At 58.9% G+C, this 12,782-nt stretch carries 14 protein-coding genes and 1 tRNA gene; 12 read left to right on the top strand and 3 right to left on the bottom strand.

The annotated features are described in order from the left end of the window. Window positions 1–31: 31 nt before the first annotated feature. From ACR0B0_RS20410 to ACR0B0_RS20360, 11 genes are all read left to right on the top strand, one after another. Entirely contained in the window at window positions 32–562 is a 531-nt protein-coding gene (locus ACR0B0_RS20410; protein WP_170361133.1) for an ester cyclase, read from the top strand. A gap of 11 nt (window positions 563–573) precedes the next feature. After that, a complete protein-coding gene (hisD, locus tag ACR0B0_RS20405; RefSeq protein ID WP_170349500.1) occupies window positions 574–1,905 on the top strand; it encodes a histidinol dehydrogenase in 1,332 nt (443 codons plus the stop codon). Beyond that, complete coding sequence (locus tag ACR0B0_RS20400) at window positions 1,902–2,954, top strand: ester cyclase (protein WP_480649366.1); 1,053 nt, start codon at window positions 1,902–1,904, stop codon at window positions 2,952–2,954. Before hisD ends, ACR0B0_RS20400 begins: the two co-directional genes overlap by 4 nt. Further along, complete coding sequence (locus ACR0B0_RS20395; protein ID WP_170376626.1) at window positions 2,954–3,718, top strand: SDR family NAD(P)-dependent oxidoreductase; 765 nt, start codon at window positions 2,954–2,956, stop codon at window positions 3,716–3,718. The genes ACR0B0_RS20400 and ACR0B0_RS20395 overlap by 1 nt, the downstream gene beginning before the upstream one ends. Further along, complete coding sequence (locus ACR0B0_RS20390) at window positions 3,718–4,761, top strand: LacI family DNA-binding transcriptional regulator (RefSeq protein ID WP_217354378.1); 1,044 nt, start codon at window positions 3,718–3,720, stop codon at window positions 4,759–4,761. Before ACR0B0_RS20395 ends, ACR0B0_RS20390 begins: the two co-directional genes overlap by 1 nt. Beyond that, window positions 4,758–5,747 (top strand): nuclear transport factor 2 family protein, encoded by a 990-nt coding sequence (locus tag ACR0B0_RS20385; RefSeq protein ID WP_170349496.1) that lies wholly within the window; start codon window positions 4,758–4,760, stop codon window positions 5,745–5,747. The genes ACR0B0_RS20390 and ACR0B0_RS20385 overlap by 4 nt, the downstream gene beginning before the upstream one ends. A 152-nt stretch (window positions 5,748–5,899) precedes the next feature. Next, window positions 5,900–6,859, top strand: a complete 960-nt coding sequence (locus ACR0B0_RS20380) for a cupin domain-containing protein (protein WP_425081197.1) — start codon at window positions 5,900–5,902, stop codon at window positions 6,857–6,859. Continuing rightward, on the top strand, window positions 6,847–7,458 hold the full coding sequence (locus ACR0B0_RS20375; protein ID WP_170376636.1) for a class I SAM-dependent DNA methyltransferase: 612 nt from the start codon (window positions 6,847–6,849) through the stop codon (window positions 7,456–7,458). The genes ACR0B0_RS20380 and ACR0B0_RS20375 overlap by 13 nt, the downstream gene beginning before the upstream one ends. A 10-nt stretch (window positions 7,459–7,468) precedes the next feature. Further along, the gene (locus tag ACR0B0_RS20370) at window positions 7,469–8,593 is read left to right on the top strand and encodes a cobalamin-independent methionine synthase II family protein (protein WP_480649363.1); all 1,125 of its coding nucleotides are present in this window, start codon (window positions 7,469–7,471) and stop codon (window positions 8,591–8,593) included. Further along, entirely contained in the window at window positions 8,590–9,285 is a 696-nt protein-coding gene (locus ACR0B0_RS20365; protein ID WP_480649361.1) for an alpha/beta fold hydrolase, read from the top strand. The genes ACR0B0_RS20370 and ACR0B0_RS20365 overlap by 4 nt, the downstream gene beginning before the upstream one ends. Further along, window positions 9,282–9,977 carry an RraA family protein gene (locus ACR0B0_RS20360; RefSeq protein ID WP_480649359.1) on the top strand — a complete coding sequence of 232 codons (696 nt, stop codon included), beginning with the start codon at window positions 9,282–9,284 and terminating at the stop codon, window positions 9,975–9,977. Before ACR0B0_RS20365 ends, ACR0B0_RS20360 begins: the two co-directional genes overlap by 4 nt. A gap of 55 nt (window positions 9,978–10,032) precedes the next feature. On the opposite strand, the gene ACR0B0_RS20355 is transcribed toward ACR0B0_RS20360, so the two are convergent. Both ACR0B0_RS20355 and ACR0B0_RS20350 read right to left on the bottom strand, forming a co-directional pair. Next, on the bottom strand, window positions 10,033–10,218 hold the full coding sequence (locus ACR0B0_RS20355; protein WP_480649357.1) for a hypothetical protein: 186 nt from the start codon (window positions 10,216–10,218) through the stop codon (window positions 10,033–10,035). 442 nt (window positions 10,219–10,660) lie between these two features. After that, window positions 10,661–10,747, bottom strand: a tRNA-Leu gene (locus ACR0B0_RS20350). Between the two features lie 199 nt (window positions 10,748–10,946). Here ACR0B0_RS20350 and ACR0B0_RS20345 point away from each other — a divergent pair. Next, entirely contained in the window at window positions 10,947–11,930 is a 984-nt protein-coding gene (locus ACR0B0_RS20345) for a complex I NDUFA9 subunit family protein (RefSeq protein ID WP_480649355.1), read from the top strand. Here the strand turns inward: ACR0B0_RS20345 and ACR0B0_RS20340 are convergent, their stop codons facing one another. Beyond that, entirely contained in the window at window positions 11,931–12,734 is an 804-nt protein-coding gene (locus tag ACR0B0_RS20340) for an undecaprenyl-diphosphate phosphatase (RefSeq protein WP_170411224.1), read from the bottom strand. It lies immediately after the preceding gene. Between the last annotated feature and the right edge of the window lie 48 nt (window positions 12,735–12,782).

Raw genomic sequence — 12,782 nt, 5'->3', positions numbered from 1 at the left:
CCCTCCCTCGGCAACCTGAAAGGATAGAAAGATGAAAGGTTCCCGCCCCGAACAAGCGGTTCTAACCCGCGACACGGACCTGGACAAAACCGAAGACACGCGCCGCGTGATCGAAACCATGGTCGATGGCCTGAATGACCACCGCATTGATGACATTGGCGAGTTCTTTGCCCAGGGCTTTCGCTGGATGGGCAATCAGGGCTGTGGCACCAAGACCGGCCTGCAAGAGTTTCAGGACAACTGGCAGCGCCCGTTTCAGGCCGCGTTCTCGGACAAGACCTGCATTGATGAGGCCCGCCTGTATATGGGCGAATGGGCCGCAGCGTTTGGCCGCCAAGAGGCGACCCATTCCGGTGAGTTTCTGGGCATCGCCCCCACCGGCAAACGGGTCGAGATCCGGTACATGGATTTCTGGAAAGTGGTCGATGGCAAGATCGTCGACAACTGGGTGAACGTCGATTTCGCACATGTCGCGGCGCAGCTGGGTGTCGATCTGTTCAACGGGGAAGGCTGGGAAGCTTTTGACCGGGGTGAAAAAGTAGCGCCCCGGCCGGAAAACTGAGGATTGGAAACATGACAATCGAGTATCTCAAACGCGGTAAATCTGATGCTGACCGGGCCGAAGATGACGCCAAAACCCGCGCTGTGGTCGAAGCGACCCTGAAAGACATCGAAACCCGTGGCGATGTGGCCGTGCGCGAGCTGAGCGAAAAGTTCGACAACTATTCGCCCCCGTCGTTCCGCCTGTCTCAGCAGGACATTGACGACCTCATCGGGCAACTGACCGACCGTGAACTGGCCGATATCAAATTCGCGCAGGAACAGGTGCGCAACTTTGCGCAAGCGCAGCGCGATTCCATGGTGGATATCGAGGTCGAAACCCTGCCCGGCGTCATTCTGGGCCACAAGAACATCCCCGTGCAGTCGGTGGGATGCTATGTGCCCGGTGGCAAATTCCCGATGGTCGCCTCGGCGCATATGTCGGTGGCGACGGCTTCGGTGGCGGGCGTGCCGCGCATCATCGCCTGTACACCTCCGTTCAATGGCAAGCCGAACGCAGCGGTGATTGCCGCGATGCATCTGGGCGGCGCCCATGAGATCTATGTCATGGGCGGCATTCAGGCCATCGGCGCGATGGCGCTGGGCACCGAAACGATTGACCCCGTGCATATGCTGGTCGGTCCGGGCAACGCCTTTGTGGCCGAAGCCAAGCGGCAACTGTTCGGCCGTGTCGGCATTGACCTGTTCGCTGGCCCGACCGAGACCATGGTCATCGCCGACGAGACTGCCGCCGATGCGGAACTCTGCGCGACCGACCTGCTGGGTCAGGCGGAACACGGCTATAACAGTCCTTGCGTGCTGCTGACCAACTCGCGCAAACTGGCCGAGGATACGATGGCCGAGGTCGACCGTCTGCTGGGAATCCTACCCACGGCAGGCACCGCGAAAGTATCGTGGGACGAATATGGCGAAGTGATCGTTTGCGACACATATGATGAGATGCTGCAGGTCGCCGATGATATCGCATCCGAACATGTGCAGGTGATGACAGATAGGGATGATTGGTTCCTTGAGAACATGACCTGCTATGGCGCGTTGTTTCTTGGTCCGCGCACCAATGTCTCGAACGGGGATAAGGTGATCGGAACAAACCACACCCTGCCAACGAAGAAAGCCGGGCGCTATACTGGCGGTCTTTGGGTGGGTAAGTATCTGAAAACGCATAGCTATCAAAAGGTTCTGACCGACGAGGCGGCGACGTTGATTGGCGAATATGGGTCGCGCCTGTGCATGCTTGAAGGTTTTGTGGGCCATGCTGAACAGTGCAACGTGCGGGTGCGCCGCTATGGCGGTATCAACGTGCCTTACGGCAAGCCCGCACCGTATCGGGATGCCGCTGAATGAGCGACAAGCACACACAGCATAAGGCCCTGATCGCTTTGCTAAGGGCCGCGATGTATGACTTTTCCGAAGCCGGCGTCCGCAAGGCGCTGGCTGAGGTCACGACATCGGATGCAGTGTTCCACCTATGCCATCCCTTTGGTGACAGTATCGGCAGCGATGCATATTACGACTTCGCCTATAAGGACCTGCTGGACGCATGGCCCGATCTGGAGCGTCGCGACTATATCGTCATGGCCGGGCCGGACGAAAACGGCGCGGATTGGGTCGGGTGCGGGGGGTATTACACCGGTACCTTCACCGGGCCTTGGCTGGATATCCCACCGACGGGCCATCAGGTCACCATGCGGTTTCACGAATTCTATCGTTTCGTGGACGGACAGGTCGTCGAGGTTCAGGCGCTCTGGGACATCCCTGAGGTGATGATGCAGGCCAACGCCTGGCCGATGGCCCCCAGCCTTGGCCGTGAATGGCATGTGCCCGGACCAGCCACTCAGGACGGGTTCGTGCCCGGACCTTACGATGCGGCCAAGGGCAAGGCGACGTGCCAACACATTATCGACATGCTGGAACACTTGAAAAAACACCCGTCACAAGGTGGCCCCGAAGTGATGGAGATGGAGCGGTTCTGGCATCCACGCATGAACTGGTACGGGCCTTCGGGCATCGGCACCGGGCGCGGTTACGCAGGGTTTCGCAACTGGCATCAGATTCCGTTCCTGAACGGCATGCCGGATCGCGGGCAGTATGTGGACGACATCACTTATCATTTCTTTGGTGATGGCGAGTATGCGGCTGTGACCGGCTGGCCGAACATGATCCAGACGGTTACCCATGACGGATGGATGGGGATTGCGCCTTCGGGCAAGAAAATCGCCATGTGCAGTCTGGATTTCTGGCGATTGGAAAACGGGCGCATACGCGAAAACTGGGTGCTGGTCGATCTTCTGGATGCCTACCGCCAGCTTGGCGTTGACGTTTTCGCCCGTCTGCGTGAATTCAACAAGGCCCGGAATCTGGGCCGCATTGAAACGCCTGATGGAATGAGCTGATGACTGACCTGCCCCGCACCCCTTCGTTTTCGCTGAACGGCAAAACCGCCCTTGTGACCGGCGCGTCCTCGGGGATTGGACAGGGCTGTGCGGTGGCCTTGGCCGAGGCCGGGGCGCATGTGGTCTGCGCCGCGCGTGGGGCAGACCGGCTGGCTGAAACCGTCGCGGCGTTGCAGGCGCAGGGCTGGTCGGCCGAAGCTGCGGTTGTGGATCAGGGCGATTTGAATGCCCTGCAACAGCTGTTTGATGGGCGCGTCTTTGACGTCGTGGTGAATTCCGCCGGAACCGCGCGCCACAGCGCGGCGATCGACACCACGCCCGAGGATTTCGATGCGGTCACGGATGTAAATCTGCGGTCGGCTTATTTCCTGTCGGCCTATGCGGCCAAGGCATTGATGGCGACGGGCAGGCCGGGCTCGATCATCCATATCTCAAGCCAGATGGGCCATGTCGGCGGGGTCGATCGGGCGCTGTATTGTGCCACCAAGCACGGGCTTGAGGGTATGGTCAAAGCCATGGCAATCGAATGGGGAAAGCAGCGCATCCGCATCAACACGGTCTGCCCGACCTTCATTCGCACACCCTTGACGCAAGCCACCTTCGATGACCCCGAGCGCGCCGCCTGGATCATGGAGAAGATCAAGCTGGACCGTGTCGGTGAGGTCGAAGACATCATGGGCGCGGTGACCTATCTGGCCTCGGACGCCTCGGCTTTGGTGACCGGAACTTCGATGTTGATTGACGGGGGGTGGACAGCGGATTGATGGCAGAAAAAGTCACATCCCTTCAGGTTGCGCAACTGGCAGGCGTCAGTCAGTCGGCGGTTAGCCGGGTGTTCACGCCGGGTGCCTCGGTCAGCAAAAAGACTGAAGAAAAGGTGCGCAAGGCGGCGGCAGAGCTGGGGTATCGACCCAATGTTCTGGCGCGCGCAATGGTGTCGGGCAAAAGCCGTATCATCGGTTTGGTGGTCGCCTATCTGGACAACTACTTCTATCCCGAAGCGCTTGAGAAACTGTCCAACGCCCTGCAAGAACAGGGCTATCACGTGCTGATCTTCATGGCTTCGCGCACGGCGGGTAACATTGATGACGTGATGGAGGAAATCCTCGACTATCAGGTGGATGGCGTTGTTTTGGCCTCGGTTGCGATGTCGTCAGATATTGCAACGCGCTGTCAGCAGGCGGGTGTACCCGTGGTGCTGTTCAACCGAAGTCAGGACCTAGACGGGATCACGTCGGTCACGTCTGACAATTATGCCGGTGGCCGCAAGGTGGCCGAGTTCCTGGTTGCCGCTGGCCACAGTCGCATTGCTTACATCGCGGGTTGGCAGGGTGCCTCGACCCAGCGTGACCGCGAGGCCGGGTTCCGGGCGGCATTGGCTGAGGCCGGTCAGGCCGTGTTTGCCCATGGTGTGGGCGAGTTTCACACGGAAAATGCCCGAACGGCTGCACGTCGCATGTTTGATGTTGCACCGGATGACAGGCCGGATGCCGTGTTCGTGGCCAATGACCATATGGCGCTGGCCGTCATGGATGTCATCCGCTTTGAGCTTGGCCTGCGTGTTCCCGAAGATGTCTCGGTGATCGGGTACGATGATGTCCCGCAGGCGGGGTGGCTTGCCTATAACCTCACGACGATCCGACAGCGGGCCAATCTGATGGTTTCTGAAACTGTGGACGCGCTTTTGGATCATATCGAAAACCCGGCAGCCGCCGCGGCGCGCAAGGTGGCCATAGACGGGCCGCTGATTGTACGTACCTCGGCCCGGTTGCCAAAAGGGTGGACCCCACAAAGGACAGACATATGAAAGGCTTCGATCCGAAGTTCCGGGATTTTCCCGACTATATCATCGGTATCACCAAGGAAATTTGGGAAGACCGGGGCATCGCCACGCTGCATGACTATTACAGCAAGGATATCGTCGTGCGCTCGCCCGGGTCCGTTGTTCTGGGTAATCAGAACGTCATCGGCGCCACCATGGCAACACTGGCTGAGTTTCCGGATCGGCAGCTGTTGGGCGAGGATGTGATCTGGTCCGGCACGCCGGAAGAGGGGATGTTAAGCTCGCACCGGATCATCTCGACCGCGACGCATTTGGCCGAAGGGGTGTATGGCAAGCCGACCGGCACAAAGCTGCGCTATCGGATTCTGGCCGACTGTCACGCCAAAGATAATCAGATCGACGATGAATGGTTGATCCGCGATCAGGGTGCCATCGTCCGGCAGATGGGCTGGGACCCCAAGGAATACGCTGCCGACCTGATCGCGCGCGAGGGTGGGCCAGAGAACTGCGTCAAACCGTTGACGCCAGAAACCGACCAGCCCGGCCCTTATAAAGGCAAGGGCAATGACAATGAATGGGGTCAGCGCTATGCCTATATCCTGACCAAGATCATGAATGCCGATATGGGCGTGATCGAGGCCGAGTATGACCGCGCCGTGCAATCGGAGTATGTCGGCGGTGTCACTGGCCATGGCTGGGATGCGGTGGATCGGTTCTGGATGGGTCTGCGGGCCAGCTTCCCCAATGCGGAATTCAAGGTTGAACACCAGATTGGTCGCGATGATCCGAACATGCCGCCCCGTGCTGCCGTGCGCTGGAGCCTGTGGGGTAAACATGATGGCTGGGGTGCATTTGGCGCCCCAACCGGCGCGCAGGTCTATGTTCTGGGCATCAGCCATGCTGAGTTTGGTGCGCTGATCGGCGGTCAGCCACAGTTGCGGCGCGAGTACACGCTGTTCGACGAAACTTCGGTCTGGAAACAGATCCTGCTGCAGGGTGGAGAGGGCTAGGTGACCGCGATGGTCTCATCTCTGAACGCCAGCCAGACTGCACGGCGCTATCATACCCATCGTGCGTCGCTGCGCGCACGGCGTCTGAACAATCGGCCTCCGGGGGGCGGAAATTGATCCCATCTTTCCCCCAAATCCAAGGAGACACCGTCATGAGTACTATTCAACAACGCATCGTCCGTTATGGCGAGCTGCAACCCTGTAAAACCGCCTTTATCGACGCTCACACTCCGGGCAGCGATCAGAAAGAGAACTTTACCATCATCGGTGGCGGCGTGTCGGAATCGCCCGATCAGCACGTCCACATCACCGACAAGATCGGCTTTAACATCGGCGCGGCGGGTCAGCCGCCGAAATGCCGAAACTCGCTGCACAGCCACACCACGGCCGAGGTGTTCTTTGTCGCGAAAGGCCGCTGGCGGTTCTTTTGGGGACGCTATGGCACAGCCGGAGAATTCATTGCCGAAGAGGGGGATATCTTTAACATCCCCACAGGTATCTTCCGCGGGTTCGAGAATGTCGGACAGGACTACGGCATGATCATGTCGATCCTGGGGGGTGATGATGCCGGTGGCGGTGTCACGTGGGCGCCGCAGGTGATCGAGGACGCACAGGCGCATGGTCTGATGCTGGGCGACAACGGTGTGCTTTACGACAGCAAAAAGGGTCAGGAACTGCCCCACAATGTCCGGCCGATGCCCTTGTTGAACGAAGCAGAGTTGCAAGCCTATCCCGAGGTGCCGGTCGACGCGGTGATCGGCAAATACGTCGCCCGCTATTGGGACCTGATGGCGCTGGGCGCTGAAAAACCTGCGCTGGTGATTGGTGAGACCGGTCTTATCAAGGACAAGCCGGGGTTCGAGGTTGATTTCCTGACCCGTGGTTCGGCTGTGAATGATCCGGTCAAAGCTGAGAAGCCTGTGGTTCTGATGCCGGCCAGCGGCCATTGGCGTATCACCGTAGACGGATATGAGGTCACATTGTCAAACGGCGATACCGCGCTGGTTATGCCGGGTGAGGCTTACACCGTCGCGCCGTCCATGACCGGGCAGGCAGGCCTGTACCGCATCACGGCGACCGATGACCCCGCCGGAGCCACATGGGTCGGATGACCGTCGATCCGAACGATACCCACGCCGTTTATGAACGGCAGGCCAAAGCCTATGACGAGCAACGCTCGCGGGCTTTGTTCGAAGCGCGCTGGCTGGCGCGCTTCACCGCCAGTCTGAAGCCCGGCGATCACGTCCTTGATCTGGGCTGCGGTACCGGTGAGCCCATCGCCCGCTGGTTCAAGGCCGAAGGGTTCACCGTCACAGGTGTCGATTTTTCCGAGGCCATGCTTGAGATCGCCCGCAGCCGCTGGCCTGATGGAGACTGGCGACAGGCCGACATGCGGGATTTCGAGCTGGACCAGAGCTTTGATGGTATTGTCGCCTGGAACAGCTTTTTCCACCTGACTGCTGACGAGCAGAAGAGCTGTATCGCCCGAATGGCCCGCCATCTGCGCAAGGGCGGAATGCTGATGTTGACCGTTGGCCCCAGCGCTGGCGAGGAACAGGGAACTGTTGGCGGGGAACCCGTGTATCACGCCTCGCTCTCACCCGCCGGTTACGCCACCTGCCTCGAAGAAAACGGGATGATCATGACAGGGTTTTTGGCCAAGGACCCGGAAACCCAAAGCCATACTGTGCTGATGGCACGCAAGAATTAACGGAGGTTCCATGACCGTAAAGACAACACATGTCGGATCCTTGCCACGAACTCAGGATGTGGTGGATTTCATTTTTGCGCGCGAGCGGGAGGAACCCTTTGACCCCGCTGCCTTTGACGCCTGCATGACCAAGGCCGTGTCCGAGACCGTGCGCAAACAGGTCGAAGCCGGTGTGCAGATCGTCAGTGACGGCGAAACCTCGAAGATCTCTTATGCCACCTATGTCAAAGACCGTTACACCGGGTTTTCGGGCGATAGCCCGCGCAATGCGCCCGCCGATCTGAAGATGTTCCCCGGTTTTCTGCAACGGCTGGCTGATGATGGCGGTACGCCCCAATACGCGCGGCCTCAATGTACCGGCGAGGTGCGGTCGAAAGGGCAGGGTGAGCTTGAGAAGGATATCGCCAACCTCAAGGCTGCGATGGCGCAGCACGAGGCCGAGCGGGGCTTTATGAATGCCGCCTCACCAGGGGTCATCTCGCTGTTTCTGCAGAACGATTTCTACCCCACGCGTGAGGCTTATCTGGCCGCGCTGGCCGATGCGATGAAGGAGGAATACGAAACCATCGTGGCCGCCGGGTTGGATTTGCAGCTGGATTGCCCTGATCTGGCCCTGTCGCGGCACATGCTGTTCACCGACCTGACCGATGAAGAGTTCGTCAAGATCGCCGACATGCATGTCGAGGCCCTGAACCACGCGCTGCAGAATGTTCCGCAGGACCGGGTGCGGGTGCATATCTGCTGGGGCAATTACGAAGGGCCACATTGTTGTGACATCGCCATGGATAAGGTGTTCAGCACTCTGATGGCGACCAAATCCCGCTACGTGCTGTTTGAAACCTCGAACCCGCGCCACGCCCATGAATGGACCGTGTTCCGCGACCGTAATTCCGAGATTCCGGACGACAAGGTTCTGGTTCCCGGTGTGGTCGACACCACCACCAATTTCGTCGAACACTCTGAATTAGTGGCGCAGCGGATCACGCGCTTTACCAATATCGTCGGTGCTGATCGGGTGATCGCAGGCAGCGATTGTGGGTTTGGCACCTTTGCAGGCTTTGGCGCGGTGGATCCCGATATTGCCTACGCCAAGCTGACGGCATTATCCGAGGGTGCAAAGCTGGCCTCGGCATGACACCGCTGGTTCTTTTGCCGGGTATGATGTGTGATGCTCGGTTGTTTCAGCCGCAGATCGCTGCGTTGTCCGGGTCACGGCCGCTGATGACCTTCCCGCTGGTGACGCAGGACAGTGTTCAGGAGATGGCAGCCGAAATCTTGTCAAACGCACCGTCGGTCTTTGCGCTGGCCGGCCTGTCGATGGGCGGCATCGTTGCGATGGAGGTGGTGCGGCAAGCCCCCGGCCGCGTTGAACGGCTGGCGCTGTTGGACACCAATCCACTGGCCGAAAAGCCCGAGGTCAAAGCCCGGCGTGGGCCGCAGATGAAGGCCGTTCAGGAAGGTCAGTTGCGGCAGGTGATGCGCGACGAGATGAAGCCCAATTACTTGGCCGACGGTCCGCATCAGGGGGCGATTCTGGACCTATGCATGGCGATGGCCGTTGATCTGGGTCCGGATGTATTCCTGCGCCAATCCCGCGCTTTGATGGATCGCCCTGACCAGACTGAAACACTGGCTGTCTACACGGGTCCCTCACTGGTGATGTGCGGGCGCGAGGATGGCCTGTGCCCGGTCGAGCGACACCAGTTGATGCACGACTTTCTGCCCAACAGCACGTTACAAATCATCGAAGAGGCCGGGCACCTGCCCACTCTGGAACAACCCAATGACACAACAGCGGCCCTGATCCGCTGGCTGGAGGCCCCATGACACCTTCCCTTCTGACCCTGTTGCGCAAGGTTGACACCCCCACCGTCTGCAACGCCATCGAGGTGGCGCAGGGCAAGCGCGGATTTGACGGCTTCTCGCGCGGCACCATGCTGTGTTCGGCCCCGTCGGAACCTGCGATCGTGGGCTATGCCCGTACGGCAAAGATCGCCGCTGTGCAGCCTCCGTCAGAGGCGCTCGAGGTCATCAGGGAACGCCGGATGGCCTATTACAAATACATGGCCGAAGGTCCCGCACCCTCGGTCGCGGTGATCGAAGATGTCGATTTCCCCAATTGCATCGGCGCCTATTGGGGTGAGATCAATACCACCGTTCACAAGGGGTTTGGCATGTCAGGCGCGCTGACGAACGGCGTTATGCGCGACCTTGGCGATCTGCCACAGGGGTTCCCGGTGGTTGCCGGATCGGTCGGGCCCAGCCACGGTTTCGTCCACGTGCGTGAGGTCGATACGCCGGTCTTGATCTTTGGTCTTTCGGTCAATCCTGGTGATCTGATCCATGCCGATCAGCACGGAGCGCTGGTGATACCAGAAGATGTTGTTGACCAACTAGAGGGCGCAATCCAGAAATTGCTGTCCACCGAACGCATCGTCCTCGACGCCGCCGCACAGCCGGGGTTTGATTTCAATGCGTTTCAATCCGCTTGGGAAAAGTTCGAAAAATCCCGGGTCTGACAGGGTAAGCTTGACCCGTTCAAACGGAGGGCTCTAAACCGTCGTTGGTATGCCATCACCGGCGTCGCGATGGCAGGTCAGCCTGCTTTTCTTCCAGCACGTTTCGAAAGAGCACCTTGAGTTCAGATTTCTTCACCAGGGGCAGCCTGCGCCGATTATCCGAAGACAGGTCATCTTCTGAAACGTCCATCCGGTGCGCTTTCATTAACTTGAAGCGACTAAGAAACGAAATTTTCTTCATTGTTGCGGTCCTTCAAATTCAAAGCGTAAAAATTTGCCGCTGCGGACCCGACCCGAACCCTATGGTCGAGAGCTCGAGGATCATTAATCCGTGAGTGATGATCCGCAGCGACAGGGCGCATTTAGGCAAGTCGTTTGCCACCGTAAGGGGGAAGAATCCGGGTTTTTGCGTCATTTATTAACCGACCAGTCAAAAAATGATTGGATAGCTTACCTTTACGTAAAGATGCTCACTCACCCGGCCCGTTTTCGTGACGTAGCGTCACGAAAGATGCGGGTCACGCTAAGGCCTGAACGGGACCATTTAGCCAGTCTGTCTCCGCAGTAATCTGGCAAAGCATAGCCGGAAGGGAGAGACGTCTAATAGATAAAAATTGGGGGAATACGTCACCCGAACACGTATCTGATACGATCAGAAACAAGCCAAAAATCTGTCGGGGATTTGGTGCCCAGGAGAGGACTCGAACCTCCACGTCCATACGGACACTAGCACCTGAAGCTAGCGCGTCTACCAATTCCGCCACCTGGGCAGGTGTCGTGGAGCGGCGTTTAAGCCTACTGACGGGGGGCGTCAACCAGATTCGGGAAGATTTTCACAAGTTTTTTGACCCACCTCCGAAACGCTTGGGAAATTGTCGGGGTTTTCGCGGACGCGCGGCGTTATTGCGCCTTGTTTGCCGGGGCTTTGGGCGGTAGATCGGATCAAGACCAATCAGCAGGAGCCCTCGCATGTCCAAACTGGTCACGATTTATGGCGGATCGGGATTTGTAGGTCGGTATATCGCCCGGCGTATGGCAAATGAAGGATGGCGTGTGCGGGTCGCAGTGCGGCGCCCAAACGAGGCGATGTTCGTCAAACCTTATGGCGTGGTTGGTCAGGTTGAACCCATCTTGTGCAACATCCGCGATGATGCGTCGGTTGCTGCCATGATGCATGGGGCCGATGCGGTGGTGAACTGCGTGGGTGTGCTGAACGAGCTGGGTAAGAACGAATTTGACGCGGTACAGGCCGAAGGGGCTGAGCGGATCGCGCGCATCGCTGCCGAACAGGGTGTTGCGCGGATGGTGCATATCTCGGCCATCGGCGCGGACGCCACGTCCAAAAGCGAGTATTCCCGCACCAAAGCACAGGGCGAGGCCGGTGTGCTGGCGCATATGCCGAACGCGGTGATCCTGCGCCCGTCGGTTATTTTCGGAACCGAGGACCAGTTCTTTAACCGCTTTGCCGGGATGACCCGGATGGGGCCGTTCCTGCCCTTGGTCGGCGCAGAGACCAAGTTCCAGCCGGTCTATGTGGATGATGTCGCCAAGGCCGCCGTGCAGGGCGTTCTGGGGCAGGCCGAGGGTGGCAATTATGAGCTGGGCGGCCCAGAGGTAAAATCCTTCCGCGCGCTGATGCAACAGATGCTGGGGGTGATTCATCGCCGCCGGGTGATTGTTGGTGTGCCGTTCTGGGCCGCCCGGATCATGGCGGGTGTGCTGGATATAGCCAAATTTGTCAGTTTTCAGCTGTTTCCCAATCACATTCTGACGCGCGATCAGCTGACGAATCTGCGCCGGGACAATGTGGTGTCGGGCGATGCCAAAGGCTTTGGCGATTTGGGGATCGAACCGGCTACTTTGGAATCCATCTTGCCGGACTACCTGTGGAAGTTCCGTCCCTCGGGCCAGTATGATGAGATCCAGAAGTCGGCAGACAACCTGCGTACCTGATCAGCTATAGGCAATCACCAGCAGGGTTGCCCCAAGAATCACGCGATATATTACATAAGGCGTAAAGCTGACGCTGCGCAGCAGGCGCATCATCAGGGACAGCGCCAATAAGGCCGAGATAAAGGCAAAAAAAGCGGCTATGGCACCGTCCTTAGCCAGTTGGGCATCAGCCTCGCGGATTACCTGTGTCGACAGTAATACGCCCGAGGCCAGAATCGTCGGGATCGACATCAGCATCGCGATCCGCGCGCCGTCTTCGCGGCTATACCCCAGCTGCCGCGCGCCGGTGATGGTGATGCCTGACCGCGAGGTGCCGGGGATCAACGCCAGAACCTGCCACAAACCCATGATGACCGCATCGCGCGGGCCCCAATCGTTGGCTTTCTTGGTTTGGGGGCCCTTCTGGTCCATCCAATACAGCAACAATCCGAAACCCAGCATGGTCCAGCCAATCACCGCCATGGATCGGAGGGACTGGCTGAAACCAGTTGTGAAAAGAATTGCACCGACGATAACCGTGGGAATCGTTGCGATGATCAGGCTCATCGCCAGCCGTGCTTGCGGGGTGTCGATCTGCCCGGTCAGGGCGTGTGGCAGGCCGGCAGCGGCCTGTTTCACATCGGACCAGAAATACAGGATAACCGCGCCCAACGTGCCGACATGCACGGCGACGTCGATGGCCAGCCCCTGATCTTCCATTCCGGTCAAGCTGGGCAGCAGGATCAGGTGACCCGAGGAAGAGATCGGCAAAAACTCAGTTATCCCCTGAATAATTGCCGCGAGAATCAACTGAAATAGACTCATTTAACCTGCCGTGCTGCCGCCGCGTATTGTTAGGGGAAATGGGTATAA

The sequence above is a fragment of the Ruegeria sp. BA12 genome (assembly GCF_056539625.1).
The sequence above is the reverse complement of the archived record's forward strand: the minus strand, read 5'-3'. Positions and strand labels throughout refer to the sequence as shown.